The 15286-nt window shown below is 51.0% G+C and carries 14 protein-coding genes; 5 read left to right on the top strand and 9 right to left on the bottom strand.

Annotation, left to right across the window (positions count from 1 at the left end; all coding sequences use genetic code 11):
- Positions 1-3: 3 nt before the first annotated feature.
- A complete protein-coding gene (locus tag EHT87_RS14750; RefSeq protein WP_124907423.1) occupies positions 4-699 on the top strand; it encodes a pirin family protein in 696 nt (231 codons plus the stop codon).
- A 74-nt stretch (positions 700-773) separates the two neighbouring features.
- Here EHT87_RS14750 and EHT87_RS14755 read toward each other — a convergent pair whose 3' ends face one another.
- The 3 genes from EHT87_RS14755 to EHT87_RS14765 all read right to left on the bottom strand — a co-directional run bounded on the left by EHT87_RS14755 (position 774) and on the right by EHT87_RS14765 (position 2650).
- A complete protein-coding gene (locus tag EHT87_RS14755) occupies positions 774-1127 on the bottom strand; it encodes a thioredoxin family protein (protein ID WP_124907424.1) in 354 nt (117 codons plus the stop codon).
- Between the two features lie 69 nt (positions 1128-1196).
- Positions 1197-1748, bottom strand: coding sequence for an RNA polymerase sigma factor (locus EHT87_RS14760; RefSeq protein WP_185716229.1), 552 nt, complete (start codon positions 1746-1748; stop codon positions 1197-1199).
- 77 nt (positions 1749-1825) lie between these two features.
- On the bottom strand, positions 1826-2650 hold the full coding sequence (locus EHT87_RS14765; RefSeq protein WP_124907426.1) for a serine O-acetyltransferase: 825 nt from the start codon (positions 2648-2650) through the stop codon (positions 1826-1828).
- A gap of 261 nt (positions 2651-2911) precedes the next feature.
- Here EHT87_RS14765 and EHT87_RS14770 point away from each other — a divergent pair, with 261 nt between their 5' ends.
- On the top strand, positions 2912-4153 hold the full coding sequence (locus EHT87_RS14770) for a PQQ-dependent sugar dehydrogenase (protein WP_229321108.1): 1242 nt from the start codon (positions 2912-2914) through the stop codon (positions 4151-4153).
- 89 nt (positions 4154-4242) lie between these two features.
- On the opposite strand, the gene EHT87_RS14775 is transcribed toward EHT87_RS14770, so the two are convergent.
- Positions 4243-4641 carry a VanZ family protein gene (locus EHT87_RS14775; protein WP_124907428.1) on the bottom strand — a complete coding sequence of 133 codons (399 nt, stop codon included), beginning with the start codon at positions 4639-4641 and terminating at the stop codon, positions 4243-4245.
- 366 nt (positions 4642-5007) lie between these two features.
- Here EHT87_RS14775 and EHT87_RS14780 point away from each other — a divergent pair, with 366 nt between their 5' ends.
- The 3 genes from EHT87_RS14780 to EHT87_RS14790 all read left to right on the top strand — a co-directional run bounded on the left by EHT87_RS14780 (position 5008) and on the right by EHT87_RS14790 (position 7389).
- Entirely contained in the window at positions 5008-5484 is a 477-nt protein-coding gene (locus EHT87_RS14780) for a methylated-DNA--[protein]-cysteine S-methyltransferase (RefSeq protein WP_124907429.1), read from the top strand.
- A gap of 14 nt (positions 5485-5498) precedes the next feature.
- The gene (locus EHT87_RS14785; protein ID WP_229321110.1) at positions 5499-6350 is read left to right on the top strand and encodes an alpha/beta fold hydrolase; all 852 of its coding nucleotides are present in this window, start codon (positions 5499-5501) and stop codon (positions 6348-6350) included.
- Between the two features lie 76 nt (positions 6351-6426).
- Positions 6427-7389: a threonine ammonia-lyase gene (locus EHT87_RS14790; protein WP_124907430.1), complete on the top strand. Its 963-nt coding sequence runs from the start codon at positions 6427-6429 to the stop codon at positions 7387-7389.
- 206 nt (positions 7390-7595) lie between these two features.
- Here EHT87_RS14790 and EHT87_RS31290 read toward each other — a convergent pair whose 3' ends face one another.
- The 5 genes from EHT87_RS31290 to EHT87_RS14810 all read right to left on the bottom strand — a co-directional run bounded on the left by EHT87_RS31290 (position 7596) and on the right by EHT87_RS14810 (position 15283).
- Positions 7596-7769 (bottom strand): hypothetical protein, encoded by a 174-nt coding sequence (locus EHT87_RS31290; RefSeq protein WP_185716230.1) that lies wholly within the window; start codon positions 7767-7769, stop codon positions 7596-7598.
- Between the two features lie 321 nt (positions 7770-8090).
- Positions 8091-11228 (bottom strand): efflux RND transporter permease subunit, encoded by a 3138-nt coding sequence (locus tag EHT87_RS14795; RefSeq protein ID WP_124907431.1) that lies wholly within the window; start codon positions 11226-11228, stop codon positions 8091-8093.
- Positions 11229-11364: 136 nt separating this feature from the next.
- Positions 11365-12447 (bottom strand): efflux RND transporter periplasmic adaptor subunit, encoded by a 1083-nt coding sequence (locus EHT87_RS14800; RefSeq protein ID WP_124907432.1) that lies wholly within the window; start codon positions 12445-12447, stop codon positions 11365-11367.
- Positions 12448-12454: 7 nt separating this feature from the next.
- Complete coding sequence (locus EHT87_RS14805) at positions 12455-13708, bottom strand: TolC family protein (protein ID WP_124907433.1); 1254 nt, start codon at positions 13706-13708, stop codon at positions 12455-12457.
- A gap of 207 nt (positions 13709-13915) precedes the next feature.
- Entirely contained in the window at positions 13916-15283 is a 1368-nt protein-coding gene (locus tag EHT87_RS14810) for a sensor histidine kinase (protein ID WP_124907434.1), read from the bottom strand.
- Between the last annotated feature and the right edge of the window lie 3 nt (positions 15284-15286).

Genomic DNA, 15286 nt, shown 5'->3' on the forward strand with positions numbered 1-15286 from the left:
CCGATGATGACCCAGACTGAAGCCCAGATGTACCTTTCCGATCAGCGCGGTTGTACGCAATCCGCTGACTACCGGAGTTTTCACACCTTCAATTTTGGTGCGTATCAACAGGAAAGCCGCCAGCCATTTGGTGCCTTGACGGTCTTCAATGATGATACCTTATTGGCCGGAAAAAGCCATACCCTGGCGGTTGATGAACCCACCGAAATCATCCTGATTCCCGTTGTAGGCGGTATTGAACTGGTGGATGGGCTCGGAGAAAGCGTATTTCTGGGTGCGGGTGAGGTGTTTCAGTTTACGGTTTATCCGGGGCAGGCCTACCAGTTTGCCAATCCGTTCGATTCCGAAGCGGTGAATTATTTACAAATCGGTATCCGGGCCGCTGCGGCCGGTCTGGAGGGTTCGGCCAGTTTTCCCATAACCGCTTTTAGTCTGGAATCCCGCAATCGGTTAGTGGCCTTGTTTTGCTCGTCAGACCGTCATAGTCTGGGTGTGATCGGGAAATATGGCGGTCGGCAGAAAGGCGGCTATAGACTTCGCTGTCCCCAAAACCGGGCTTTTGTGTTTGTGATCGAAGGTGCTTTTGAAGTCGAAGACCGCCTGCTTCATGCCCGCGATGGCCTGGCGTTGTGGAATCTGGACGAACTGGAGTTTGAAGCCCTGTCCACCGATGCCATTATTCTGGTTATGGAAGCCTAAAATTCAGGCTTCCTGATGGGCGACAAAACACCATCAGGAAGCCTGAATCCAGCGAACGAATGCTGTTCAATTCCCTATTTACCAACTTCTGACTCCTGTAATTCGCTTTCAATCAGGCCCGTCAGCACGTGTTTTGTGGTCAGACCAAGCTGGCGGTTTACCAGCTCTCCATCTTTAAAAACCAGAATCGTCGGCATATTCCGGACTTTGTAGCGGGTGGTCACCACCGGGTTCATTTCCACATCGACCGTGGCCACTGTGGCCGTACCGGCAAAGTCGGCGGCTAGTTCATGGATAATGGGTTCCAGTCTTCGGCACGGCCCGCACCATTCCGCGCTAAAATCGACGAGAAGGACACCCGGTTTGGCAAGTAATTCGTCCCAGTTCTGATCGGTCGCATAAACCGCCTTTGTATGTTCAGTGGTCATCGTTTTTGATGGTTGATTTCCTATTGATTCCGGTAATCCATCAAAAATCACCCGTTTTCTAAAAATTTCCTATCCGTTCTCCGAAGCGCGCTTCAACTGCTGAATACACTTGTATTTCTGGTTGATGGCAGTGTGCCGGTTTTTCCAGCCCATCGTCACCATCAGGTGGTCCATCGGTTCGTGCGAGAAATAAATTGATTTGATAACGCGCTGGCAATGACCCGTAATCCGCGCCATCCAGGCGTTTAGCCGTTCATGCTGGACCTCTTCCGGGGAAGGATCGGTGGAAACAAAATCGACCGAATCATGCAGTAAAATCAATTGATCTTCACTGATGGTCACCAGCTTCTCATCCCGCAGTTTTTTAAGCCAAAGATTCCGGGCAATCGAAAACAGGAATGTTTTCAAGGTTGATGTGAGCCGAAAATCCGGGGCGGTTATTTTCTGGTAGATCAGCAGGACCGACTCCTGAAAAATATCTTCGGCGTCGCCCTCGTTGCCCTTATTTCGCTGTACAAACCGGGCAATGGAGGGGTAATACTTTTTATAAACCCATTCATAGGCCGACGTATCGCCGGTACGGAGCAACTCAATCAGGCTATCATCACAAATGCAGTTCATGGCAAATTTCCTATAGCCATTCATACCGCGGATGCATCCCTAATCACCCGCTCCCCTAAACTTTTTTTGCAGAACGATTAAGATTCTTCCGCCAGTGACCGGACTTCGATCTGACTGGTGTGGTAAACCAGCGAATACGGTTCGATACTTTGGGTTAGCCAGACGTTGCCACCAATGATCGAATCATGCCCCACCACCGTCCGGCCCCCGAGAATTGTTGCGTTGGCATAAATGATAACGTTGTCCTCAATGGTTGGATGCCGCTTCCGCGATGCCATCGATTTGGCCACGTTCGTCGCACCCAGCGTAACGCCCTGGTATATTTTGACATTACTGCCGATAACCGCCGTCTCACCAATGACAACGCCCGTACCGTGATCGACAAAAAACGAAGAACCAATTTTGGCATTGGGATGAATGTCGATTCCCGTGTGGCCGTGGGCGTATTCGGTCATCATCCGGGGTAGCAGGGGAACTTCAAGTTCCGTCAGCACGTGCGCTATGCGGTAAACCGCAATGGTGTAGAATCCCGGATAAATTGCAATAACCTCCTCGACGCCAACTGCCGCCGGATCGAATACCGAAATCGCGTGAGCGTCCAGCAAAAGGGCTTCGTAGGTGTCCGGTAAACGGTCAAAAAACTGCTCACACGTCAAGTCCTTGTCGGCTGACAAATGCTCTTCCAGCGGTTTCAACAAACACGTAAGCTGTCGGTTCAAATCCCGGTAAGTATCGGCGGTATTTAAGGTAAATGACCGGCAATCCTGGGTAATTGGAAATAGAAAACGAATCAGATTATCGATAAAGCGGCCCACATCCGGTTTGGAAGGAAGGCGGTATCGAAAGCTGGCATTTTGCGTTTCCATCCGTTCAAAGAAGTGTTGCTGTTCGGCAGGAGTCATGGCGGAGTGGTTCAGTATAGTCTACGGATAGAATCAATTCGATAGAGTAATGACAGTTCAGCACAAAAAAAATCCCTCTTCCGAAGGGTAACCGACTTAAAACCAACTGTGTATCTCCTGCCCCGATTTTGAGGAATGACAACAACAACGGGTAATTAGCCTAGAAACGAACGCGAACAACAATTAACCAGCTAATGCGTTGAAAAAGAAACAAAAACAAGGCCAAAAAGTTCGCTTATACCCTTTGGATACGATCTTGCTATGACGAAAGTAAAGAACTTCATCAATACATCGATGACTTATATAAAAAAAACGGCTGTAACTCTCCTGGGTTCACTCACTGCAACGGTGGCGTTTGCCTTTATGGTATCGCTGGCCTGTCAGCCCCGTGAAACCGAAAAAGAGCAGGCCACTGAAAATCCGGGTACCACCGCGCCCCCTGTTCAGCTTGAGAATGCGTTTCCAGGCTTGAAGTTCAGTCAGCCGGTTGAGTTTACCCACGCCGGGGATGGCACCAACCGCGTTTTCGTGATTGAGCAGGAAGGGCGGATTCGGGTATTTGAAAACAATTCCTCCGTTAAAAGTGCCGCTACGTATCTCGATATTGTCAATAAAGTGGCTTCGGGCGGAGAGATGGGCTTGCTGGGACTTGCGTTCCACCCCGATTTCAAGCAAAATGGTTATTTTTTCGTCAACTATACGAAAAACAATCCCCGCGAAACCGTCATTGCGCGGTATAAAGCGACGCCCGGTGCTGATCGGGTCGACCCGGCTACCGAAACCGTTCTGCTAAAATTTGGTCAGCCTTATTCCAATCACAACGGCGGAAAAATGGCGTTCGGGCCGGACGGTTTTCTATACTTTTCGGCGGGCGACGGCGGCAGTGGTGGCGATCCCCAGAATAACGGGCAGAATCTGAAGACTTTTCTGGGTAAAATCATTCGCATCGACGTCAATAAAACCGATAAAGGAAACTACGGTATTCCGGCCGATAACCCATTTGTTGGCAATGCGAATGCCATTCCCGAAATCTACGCCTACGGCCTTCGAAATCCCTGGCGTTTTAGTTTTGATAAACAAACCGGCCAACTCTGGGTGGGTGACGTTGGGCAGAACAGGCTGGAAGAGGTCGATATCATTCAGAAAGGCGGTAATTACGGATGGCGACTGAAAGAAGGGCAAGACTGTTTTGATCCCAAAAACGATTGTAATCAGGGTAAATTGATCGACCCCATTCATCAGTATCCGCGGGGCGATGGCATTTCGATCACGGGTGGTGTGGTATACCGGGGCAATAATCTGCCGGATCTGAAAGGCAAATACATCTACGCGGATTACGGAACCGGTAACGTTTGGGCGTTGAGTTTTGAGGGTACGAAGAAAACCGGCAATCAATTGTTGACGAAAAGCGGACCGGTTTCCGCCTTTGGTGAAGACGCCAAACAGGAACTGTACCTGCTCGATTACAGCGACGGAACCATAAAGCGGTTTGCCGCCAAATAAAACGTAGGTTAGTTTGAACGAGAACTGACGAAACCGGTATACATCTGGCAATGAATGCTTGCCAGATGTATACCGGTTTATTACTTTTCTTACCTTTCAGATGAGCTCATCATCCAGCGGAATCCACTGGCAATGAGCAGCCCTAAAGCAGAACCGGCAGTACCCCACAAAACATCGGACCAACTGAAATACCGGTGCGAAAGCGTAAGCTGACCAACTTCGGCGATGAGCGCAACGGCTGTCAGACCCAGCAAAGATACAAACCACCAGGGCCACGGCTTTCTTACCCTGACGAGTAAAACTCCCATCAATACGCCCAGGAAAACAAAGGGCACGGCGGTTCTGATGTTTTCATTTTCTTTTACGTCGGCCCAACGCGCAACCCAATCCGGCAAAAACCAGACTAGCTCCATTTTAGGACTGGGTACCCAACTTAAGTAGAATACCAGCGCAATGCCCAGTATCATCAGGAGGAAAACAATTCGCATAGGCGGGTAATACTACGTAATATGTATGAACGGGCTGCTGCCTTTCTTCTTTTAACCGACAGAAAAACCGCTGCCTGGCTGTGGGCTGATTTCCCGATAAAATTAAACTTCAAAATGCACATTGGAACCATACACCCATACAGCATGGCCTACCTTCTTGGAAAGTTTATATAATTTTCTAAAATCATTCAGCCTACTTTTATAAGCCCGTCAAAATTACCCCACTGTCCGGTGGTCCCGGAACCGCAAAGCCATCTGACTTGTACGCGGGTCGATTGCTAACCGTTTACAGGCAGATTCCGTACCAGTTCTATCTTTTTTGTCGTATTTTCTGTAGATTGGTACCAAGAACACCAAACCAGCACCATGTATACGACTACGATCCACACGCCGGTTGGACTGGCAGTCATCAGCGGCAACGAAGACGGAATTACGAGTGTTCGGTGCACCCACGAGCCCGTAATCGATTCTCCTTTTGTTCCTGCGGTATTACACAAATGTGCGCGTCAACTGGAAGAGTATTTTCTGAATCGCCGTCGGTCGTTTGATATTCCGCTTCATCCGCAGGGCACCCCTTTTCAACGGTCGGTCTGGCAAATGCTGGCCGAAGTTCCGTACGGAAAAACGATGTCGTATATGGAATTGACCCGGCGTTTGGGCGACGAAAAAGCCATTCGGGCGGTGGCCGCAGCCAACGGAAAAAATCCGATCTGGATCATTATTCCCTGCCATCGCATTATTGGTTCTAATGGTGATCTGACCGGTTATGCGGGTGGTCTGGGTCGTAAAAAGTGGCTGCTCGAACACGAACAGGTGGCCAACGGTCAGTTGACTTTATTTTAATAAAGCGTTTGCGAGTGAAAGTACTGAATAGCTTACTGTTCCTGCTGTTACTGACGAGTCTATCCGGCTGTTTTTTCCGCAAGTGGCGGATGAGTGACCGGCAGATTCAGGCCCACTTTGCCAACCGGGCCGTTAAACCAACTTTTTTTACCATCGAAAACGACAGCCTGAAACTGTTCGTTGCCAGCGTCGGTTCGGATACCTTGCCGCCCCTGCTGCTCATTCACGGTGCGCCTGGCTCCTGGTATGGTTATTTGAAAATGATCGACGACAGTGCTCTGTACTCCCGGTTTCACATTTTGTCGGTCGACCGGCCCGGCTATGGCAAATCGCGAAAAAACCGCAAAGCCGTTACGTCCATCACAAAACAGGCTCAGTGGATTGCCCACGCTTTGAATTTAAACCATTCCGGAAAACCGGCGGTGGTGCTCGGACGTTCGTATGGCGCTCCCGTAGCCGCCCGTCTGGCCATTCTGTATCCCAGTCGGGTCAAACACCTCTTCCTGGTTTCGTCCCCCCTCGACCCGGATAAAGAGAAATTTTTCTGGTTCTCGAAATGGGGTAAAATGGCTCCGGTCAAGTTATTTATGGATCGGCACATCAATCTGGCAACGGCCGAAAAATACACGCACGTGGCCGAACTACGCCAGCTTGAACCTTTGTGGCCGACACTGCAGGTGCCGGTAACGCTGATGCAGGGCGGCAAGGACTGGCTGGTTGATCCGTCGAATCTGGATTTTGCAAAAAAGGTCCTAGCCGGCAAACCGGCAGAGTTCATTTTTCTGCCCGAAGCGGGCCATCTGATTACTAATTCTCATCCGGAATTAGTCAAAACCTTACTACTGAATTCGTGCAGATGCGATTAATCGGGGTTTCTATTTTATTAACAACCAGATTAGAGACGCAATTAATCGCGTCTCTGCGGTCATTGCCATTATTCAAATGATCAACCTCGAAACCATTCAGGCGGCCCATGACCGCATCCGGTCGCACATCCACCGTACGCCCATCTTGACTAACCGAACCATCAATGAACGGAGTGGCGTCGAGATTTATTTTAAACCGGAGAACTTCCAGAAAATTGGCGCTTTTAAGGCCCGGGGTGGCTTAAATGCCATCCTGCAACTGTCGGAACAGGAACGCTATTATGGCCGTAGCCTGGGCCCCGTCACGACGCATTCGTCCGGTAACCACGCCCAGGCCGTCGCCTTTGCCGCCCGGCAGGTTGGCACGAAAGCCTACATCGTGATGCCGCGAACGGCTCCACAGGTTAAGAAGGATGCGGTTTTGGGCTACGGTGCCGAAGTGATCGAATGCGAGCCCACGCTCGAAGCCCGCGAAGCCGGGGTGCAGGAAATCATCGAGCAAACCGGGGCGGTTTTGATTCACCCCTTCGATGATGACCGGGTGATTGCCGGACAGGCAACAGCCGCTAAAGAACTCATCGAAGATGTTGATTTTGACTTATTTTTCGATGTCATCATGGCTCCGGTCGGGGGCGGTGGCCTGCTCAGCGGAACGGCCCTGGCGACGCACTACCTGAGTCCCCGAACGAAGGTCATCGCTGCCGAACCGGAAGGCGCTGCCGATGCCGTGTTGTCGTTCAAAAGTGGAAAGGTTGAAAAAGCACCCTACATTAAAACCATCGCCGATGGCCTGATGACCAGCCTCAGCGAACGAACGCTCGGCTACATTCGGGAACATGTGACGGACATTCTGACGGTTTCGGATGCGGAAATTATTGCGGCCATGCGGTTGATCTGGGAACGGATGAAAATCATCATCGAACCCTCGTGTGCCGTTCCACTGGCGGCTTTACTGAAAAATAAAGACCAGTTTGCCGGACAAAAAGTTGGAATCATTCTGACCGGCGGAAACGTCGATCTGGGAAAATTGCCGTTTTAATCAACTTCGGAATAAAGCCTGAACTAATCATTATCGTCATCAACAACGAAAATAAGCCGGTTTTCTAACGTCCTGATCAGGTTCGGTTTTCGTTGCGCTTAGATTGACTGATTTGTAACAAGATAGCCGATCCTCTAAGCGGATCGGCTACTCCTTTTCTACCTAAAACGCTACTAAAAATTATCAGCAAACTCACCTGATTTACCCTACAGAGTAACCAGCCGTTCTTTCCGTTTGACCTGCTGCCGACACCATTGGAGCAGTTGTAAACGTTCGGCAGGAGACAACCACCGCAGAAGCTTCCGTAATTCTTTTCGAAAAAGGCGCCCGTCAAAATCGACTTTTTTCAGGACGCACTGACTATATTCAAACCAGGACATAGCAAATTGGGTTAGGATTTCCACAAATATGGGATGCCCTGGTTAAAGGCGGCTTAGACCAGGATTAAAAAAAAATTAGAATTTGTCTTCCAAAGAAATAGCCGGTTCCCAGGAAGTAACCGGCTATCGAAATCACCTGAAATTAGCAATTTACGCTCGATAAAAGAGGTGAGACCAGCGAGTAAAGACCGGGAATTAACGCTGTTTTATAAGTCTTTACCCGCTGGTCTCACCTCTCTTGTCTCACCCCTCTAATCAAGCCACAAAATAGGTCCGCCTACATTAGAAATCGCTTAGAGCGGTCTTAGAAAATTGTTAATTCTACCCTTCCAAAACCTGCGGTTCCCGGCGCCAGGGTTTCACCTCGACTTCGGATTTGCGGTAAAAATACCGGTAGAGTATCGGAAAAATCAGGAGCGTCAGGATCGTGGCCGTGATCAGACCACCAATGACGACAATGGCGAGCGGTTTTTGGGTTTCGGAACCAATTCCGGTTGAAACTGCCGCTGGCAGCAGACCGATGGCCGCCATGAGGGCCGTCATAACCACCGGCCGAATCCGGCTTCGGATGCCCTGGCGAATGGCCTCGTCGAGCGGTTGCCGGTCGGCGCGGTTCTGGTTGAAAACCGACACCAGAATGACGCCGTTCTGCACACAAATCCCGAACAGGGCAATGAAGCCCACCCCCGCCGAAATCCCGAAGTTGATGCCCGTCACGTGCAGGGCCAGAATACCGCCCATCAACGCAAAAGGCACATTCAGCAACACCAGACCGGCATCTTTCGGGTTGCCAAAGGTGATGAACAGAATAACAAAAATGGCGGCCAGACTCAGCGGAACCACCTGGCCGAGCCGCTGCGTGGCCCGCACCTGGTTCTCAAATTCGCCCGTCCAGTTGATGGAGTAGCCTTTGGGCAGTTTCTTCAATTTCTGGTCGACTTTCCGCTGGGCTTCCGCAATGGTGCTCCCCAGATCGCGCTCCCGAACCGAAAATTTGACCCCGATAAACCGCTTGTTCAGGTCGCGGTAAATAAACGCCGGGCCGGTGGTTTTGTGCAGCGTCGCAATTTCGCTGAGCGGTATTTTACTGCCGTGCATGGTCGGAACCATCAGCCGCATGATGTCATCTTCGGTTTTGCGGTAATTCTCGGCATAGCGCAACCGGATGTCGAATCGTCGCTCGCCCTCGTAAAGAATCGATGCGGTTTTTCCGCCAATAGCCATTTCAATTACCGCCTGCGCATCGGCGGTCGACACCCCGTAGAGAGCCATTTTGTGGTCGTGAAACAACACACTGATTTCGGGTTGGCCGATGTTGCGCAGAATACCGACATCCTTAATACCGGGAACATCCTTGATGGCGTCGATTACTTCATTGGCCAATCCGTTGAGTTGATTTAAATCTTCCCCGAAAATCTTGACGGCATTGGACGCGTTCATCCCGGCCACGGCTTCGGCCACGTTGTCGATGATGGGCTGGGAATAATTGTAGTTAATCCCCTGGAACTGTTTGAGTTTGCCATCCATTTCCTCGATCAGGTCATCGGTGGAAATGTTGCGTTTCCAGTCGTCTTTGGGCTTCAGGTTGACCTGCATTTGGACGTAGTAAAAACCCGACGGATCGGTGCCGTCATTGGAGCGGCCGGTTTGCGACAACACGCCGTTGACTTCCGGAAATTCCATCAGTTTTTTTCGCAAAACGCGCACCATTTTAGTCGTTTCGCTCAGTGACGAACTCATGGGCAGTTTGGCTTCTACCCACAACGCGCCTTCGTTGAGCTGCGGCAAAAATTCCGTTCCGAGCAGGGTGGCGGAGAAAAACGTAAGTCCCAGGCAGGCCGTAGCCAGCAAAAAACTGAATCGCTTGCGAGCATAACACCATTCAAATCCTGCCGAAACGGTATTGGTGAAAAACCGGACGATGAAGTTATTCTTCTCCCGAACATTCTTCCGAAGCAAAATGGAACACAAAACCGGCACCAGCGTCAGCGTAAACAACAACGCTCCCAGCAAGGCAAATCCGAGGGTCCAGGCCAGCGGAGAGAACATTTTCCCCTCCACTTTCTGAAAAGAGAAAATGGGCAGCAAGGCCGTAATGATGATCAGTTTGGAGAAAAATACCGCTTTGCCCAACTCGCCCCCGGTTTTCTTGATCAGGCCGAGTTTACTCATGCGGTTGAAACTTTCCATGCCTTTTTTATGCGCCAGATGGTCGAGGGTAACAAAAATCCCTTCCACCATCACCACGGCCCCGTCGATGATAATCCCGAAATCGACTGCGCCCATCGACAGCAGGTTGGCCGACATGCCCCGCAACCGCAGACACATAAACGCAAACAGCAACGCCAGCGGAATAATGATCGAAACGATAACGGTGGTTCGCCAGTCGGCCATGAACACAAAGACGATGACCGTTACCAGAATAATGCCCTCGGTCAGATTGTGCATGACCGTGTGTGTACAGAACGTGATGAGGTTATCGCGGTCATAGAAGGTTACCATTTTCGTGTCCGACGGCAGAATCCGCGTGTTCAGTTCCTCGATTTTGTCCTTCACCCGCTTCAGGATTTCGCTGGGATTCTCCCCTTTCCGCATCACCACGATTCCCTCCACCACGTCGTCATTGCCGTTCAAACCCACCTGACCCACCCGTGGCAGACTCGATTCCGCGACTTCGGCGACGTTTTGGACCAAAACCGGGTTGCCGTTCAGTTCCTCAATAATGATGTTTTCAATATCGGCAACCGAGGTCAGTAGCCCCACACCCCGAACGACATACGCCTGGCCATTGCGCTCGATGACATCGCCCCCAACGTTGATGTTACTCCGCGTGATGGCCTGATAAACTTCCAAAGGCGTCAGGTCGTATTTCGTCAGTTGGGTAGGATTCACCCGGATTTCGTAGATTTTTTCCTGACCGCCAAACGCCACGACATCGGCCACACCGGGAACGCTCCGTAACTGACGGTCGATCACCCAGTTATGCAAGGTCAGAAGCTCACGGCTGTCGCGGGTTTTGCTTTCGAGCGTGAAGCGGAAAATTTCGCCCGTCGGGCCATACGGCGGCTGTACATCCGGCTCCACGGTTTCGGGAAGTGTAACCGTACGAAGCTGATTATTCACCTGTTGTCGCGCAAAGAAATCCTCGACGTCGTCTTCAAAAATGATTTTGATCACCGACAACCCGAACATCGTGATGGAACGAACGTTCGTTTTTCGCTGCACGGAATTCATGGCCACTTCGATGGGCACGGTGACAAACCGCTCCACTTCCTCGGCACTCCGGCCGTTCCATTCCGTGACGACGATAATCTGGGTATTGGTGACGTCGGGAAAGGCTTCGAGTGGCGTATTCAGGTAGCTCACCACACCGGCAATGATGAGGCCTGTGGTCATGAAAAAGATAAAAAACCGGTTTTTGAGCGAAAACCCGACAATATTTCGAATGAATTTATTCATAGTTTCAATGAGGGATTGAGGGATTGAGTGAATGAGTGAGTGAGCGGTTGAGTAAACCGCTGGCTTGGTGGTTATTGCTCACAGCCCCAGCGACTCGTCAAACCTTTACTCAATCACTCATTCGCTCAATCACTCATTAGTCGTTTAGTGCGTCGTAAACCAGCAGTTGATTCTTGGAAATCACCTTTTCACCCGTCTTCAGACCGGCGCTGATGTAGGCAATATCACCCAGAAATTTATGGACGTGAACCTCCCGCGTATCGATGTCGGACCGGCTCCGGAAAACCATAACGTAGTATTTCGAATTGTCGAAAATAACCGCATTGGAAGGCACGGTTGCCATTTGTGCCCCTTCGTCAAACCGCAGTGACACCGTTGCGTGCATCTCGGGTTTGAGTTTCATGGCTTCGTTTTTCAGCCGGATGCGGATGGTCATGGCCTTGGTTCCGGGATCGAGCACGCTGAAGATTTTGTCGACTTGCCCCTTAAATTGCAGATCAGGGTAACTCAGGGTCTGAACGCTGGCGGGCATTCCGGCTTTGACGCGGCCAATGTCGCTTTCGTTGACGTTGGCCAGTACCCACACGTCGCTGATCTGGCCAACGGTAAATAAATTGTCGGCATTATCGGAACGCAGCTGCATGTCCCGGTTGACGTTTTTCTCAATCACAAATCCGTCGATGGGAGCCCGAACCACATACGTCGGGGTTTTGCCCAGGCCATAAATCTGAAAAATTTCTTTCACCCGGCTGAGTTCAGCCTGGGCGGTTTCAACGTCTTTTTTGGCCGCAACCACTTCGCGCTGGGAGTTTAGCTTGCTCTCAAAAAGGTCTTCTGCGACACTCAGGTTTTTCTGAGCCAGCAGCAGATCCGACTGAGCCTGAATCATTTGCCGTTCAAAATCCGCTACTTCGCCCGACCGTATTACGGCCAGTTGCTGGCCTTTCTTCACAAAATCGCCCAGTTCCACATCCACTTCTTCCACCACCCCGCCCACGAGCGGAAACACTTTGATCACCTTGTTTTCATCGGCGGCCACTTTCCCCACCAGCGTCAGTTCACTCCGAACCGGCTGATTCAATACCGTGTCCAGCTGGATGCGATGCATCATCGTATCCGACATCATAAATGCTTTGGCTTCTTCTACTTCCACCTTCTGATGGCAGGCGGTTGCCAGCCCGAGTGTCCCCAGCAGAATACCGCTAACGAGTTTTTTCATTCTGATTTTAGTTAAATAATTCCTCACCAACCACATAATTCAGTTCTTCATACGCACTGATTCGGTCGGCTTTGAGTCGGTTCAATTCGCGGGTACTTTCGTTATAGGTTTCGATCAGGTCGATAAACTCCAGCAGGGAGATGTTGCGTTTCTGGAAATTGGCGAATAAGCCCTGGTTCAACAGCTCGAATTGATCCGAAAACCGCGACTCGACCGACTGAACCGTCCGTTCTACTTCCTGCACTTTTTGCAAGGCGGCAATGACTTCATTGCCGACCTGCACGGCTTTCTGATTCTGAATCTGTTTCTGGTAGTCGATCTGGCTCCGGGCGGCTTTGATGGCACCCTGATTGCGGTTCAGGAACGGTAGATCCATGCTTACCGAAACGCCGAGGTAGTTGGGAACGTAGCTCCCCGCCTGGTCGTAGGTGCCGCCAACCCGCAGATCCGGCACGGCCAACGCTTTTTGCAAGTTGTAATTGAGTTCCGACTGACGGGTTAACGACTGGTTGGCCAGCACGTCGGGCCGGTGGCGCAGCGCCCGATTCCGGAGGGAGTCAACCGGCTGATTCGGGAACCGGTACTGTTGCAGCTGGACTTCATTGACCACCGGCAGAATGGGCTGATCGACAGACAGTAAAGTTCGCAAAAATTGCTGATTTTCGGTCTGACGAAGCCGGATTTCCAGCCGGTCGTTGTTGAGTTGGAACAGCAGCGCCTTCAGCCGCAGCAGTTCCCGCAGCGACACGTTATTCTTGTCGTATTGCTGCTCAAAAGCCGTTACGGTTCCCTGCAAAGTCGCGATCTGGCGGTCGTACCGGGCCAGGGTTTCCTGCTGAAAATAGAGGTCGAAAAACCGGCTGCGGAGTTCGAAACGGAGCGAACGGAGCAGGTCGGCAAACTCGTAGTCGTTGAGTCGGGCGGATTCCTGCGCCAGGGCGACGCGCTTGTTGCGCTTGCCCGCCGTGTAGAGGAGTTGCTGAACAGAAATGATTTTCTGACCCTGCCGACCGGCGTCCAGTACCCGGTGCTGCTCCGTATTGTAAGCACTCAGTTCAAGCGAAACCGTCGGGTTGTCGTATAAACTGGCCTGAATAATCTGGGCCTGACCGGCTTCGATCCGAAACCGCCCCGCCAGCAGCAATAAGTTATTTTTGATAAAAAGGCTATCCGCCTGACGTCGGCTAAGCCGTAGCGAATCCTGGGCCTGACCACTGGTGGAAAGCAGGCAACTCAACGTAAAAACGAGTAATAGACGCATTAAAAAAGGTTAGCACATTTCGAAATGCAAGATTGGCCAAAAGAAGTTAGAAGACCGTTAAAAGCGTATTAGAAAGAAGTTAAATAGCTGTTAAAAAAAACTTAGAAGTGCTTTTAACGTATTGTTTCTTATCGCTATTCTGCTGGATATGAAGAATATAGCTAACTTCTGGGCGTAAAAACCAAAACAGGACACTTCGAAACCACTTTACAGATGGGCGATTTGCATCGTAAACTGGCTGCCTTCGTTCAACCGGCTTTCTACGGTAATGTGGCCCTGATGCAATTCGAGAATCCGCTGGCAAATGGAGAGGCCAATGCCAAAACCTTCGTAACCGACCGCATTGGCCGTGCGGTAAAAGGGTTCAAAAATGAGCTCCATTTCTTCGGGAGTCATCCCAATTCCTTCGTCACGCACGCTTACCCAACACGAGGTGGCGTTGGTTCCGATCCGGACGTGGGCCGTCTGATTGCCGGAATATTTACAGGCGTTATCCATCAGGTTTAGTAAAACCCGTTTCAACAATTCTTCATTGCCCGCCACCGTCGTTTCTTTCTCCGACTCGGGCAAATTAGCATAGTCAAATTCAATGTGATAACCGGGTTTAGCACTCAGAAGCTCATCCCGCGCCTGCAAAACGACCTCTTCCATCTGAACCGGCGCCAGCGGCATCCGGCTTATGTTTTCGAGGGTGCGGGCCAGAAATAACAAGCTGTTTGTCAGAGCAATAAGCCGGTCGGTGTCCGACAGCAGGTTCGTCAGGATGCTTTCGTACTCGGCGGGTTTCAGCGGTCGCAGCAAACCCAGTTGAATCTCGGATTTGAGGGCCGCCAGGGGCGTCCGGAGTTCATGGGAAGCGTGGGAAACAAAGCTGCGCTGTTGCTCGAAGGCCTGTTCGAGCCGGCCTAAAACCGCGTTAAAATTAACCGCCAGCTGATCAATTTCGTCCCGGCGGTCGCCCTCGTCGAGCCGCTGGCGAAGATTCCGGGCCGTAATGGTCGAAACCTGGGAATTGATTTCATCGATGGGTTGCAGCGATTGTCCGGCGAAGAAAATTCCCAGCCCGATGGTCAGGCCAATACCGCCCACCAGGCCCCAGATGAGGGTGGTACGCAGGTTTTTCTGTTTACTCCGCCCCCACCGATCATAGGCCGACGCCAGCACCACCAGTTTTCGCCCGCCTTCCTGGTATAAAATACCGGCCAGTTGATTATCGTCGCTCCAGGTTTCCACCTCCTTCAGTTGCCTGACTTCGTCGAGCAAGTTCCGCTGGTAATGAATAATGTGATCGTCGACGCTGGCATAGATCAGGCGGTTTCGCTCATCGAATACCAGCACTTTTTCATCATACAGGGCGGTTAACGTATTCCGGTCAATAATCTTAAGCAGGTTGTGGTCGACCTCCTTCACCTGAATCAAAAACCGGGCGGTGGTGAGTGCTTTACTTTTCAGCCGATCGTAAAAATCCTCGCGGCTATAGGTAGCCGTCGTAACATAAATAATAACTGAAAAAATGAGTAAGATCGTGGCTACGATGAGCGAAAACTGGAGCGCGATCCGATTCCTGATCTTCATTTG

This window comes from Larkinella knui (genome assembly GCF_003858645.1).
Classification (GTDB): Bacteria; Bacteroidota; Bacteroidia; order Cytophagales; family Spirosomataceae; genus Larkinella; species Larkinella knui.

Bases quoted from the DNA above. Each gene is read 5' to 3' on its own strand.
- EHT87_RS14805 (WP_124907433.1), bottom strand. From the start codon at position 13,708: ATGCGTCTATTACTCGTTTTTACGTTGAGTTGCCTGCTTTCCACCAGT.
- EHT87_RS14755 (WP_124907424.1), bottom strand. From the start codon at position 1,127: ATGACCACTGAACATACAAAGGCGGTTTATGCGACCGATCAGAACTGG.
- EHT87_RS14790 (WP_124907430.1), top strand. From the start codon at position 6,427: ATGATCAACCTCGAAACCATTCAGGCGGCCCATGACCGCATCCGGTCG.
- EHT87_RS31290 (WP_185716230.1), bottom strand. From the start codon at position 7,769: ATGTCCTGGTTTGAATATAGTCAGTGCGTCCTGAAAAAAGTCGATTTT.
- EHT87_RS14750 (WP_124907423.1), top strand. From the start codon at position 4: ATGATGACCCAGACTGAAGCCCAGATGTACCTTTCCGATCAGCGCGGT.
- EHT87_RS14780 (WP_124907429.1), top strand. From the start codon at position 5,008: ATGTATACGACTACGATCCACACGCCGGTTGGACTGGCAGTCATCAGC.
- EHT87_RS14765 (WP_124907426.1), bottom strand. From the start codon at position 2,650: ATGACTCCTGCCGAACAGCAACACTTCTTTGAACGGATGGAAACGCAA.
- EHT87_RS14775 (WP_124907428.1), bottom strand. From the start codon at position 4,641: ATGCGAATTGTTTTCCTCCTGATGATACTGGGCATTGCGCTGGTATTC.
- EHT87_RS14770 (WP_229321108.1), top strand. From the start codon at position 2,912: ATGACGAAAGTAAAGAACTTCATCAATACATCGATGACTTATATAAAA.
- EHT87_RS14795 (WP_124907431.1), bottom strand. From the start codon at position 11,228: ATGAATAAATTCATTCGAAATATTGTCGGGTTTTCGCTCAAAAACCGG.
- EHT87_RS14760 (WP_185716229.1), bottom strand. From the start codon at position 1,748: ATGAACTGCATTTGTGATGATAGCCTGATTGAGTTGCTCCGTACCGGC.
- EHT87_RS14810 (WP_124907434.1), bottom strand. From the start codon at position 15,283: ATGAAGATCAGGAATCGGATCGCGCTCCAGTTTTCGCTCATCGTAGCC.
- EHT87_RS14800 (WP_124907432.1), bottom strand. From the start codon at position 12,447: ATGAAAAAACTCGTTAGCGGTATTCTGCTGGGGACACTCGGGCTGGCA.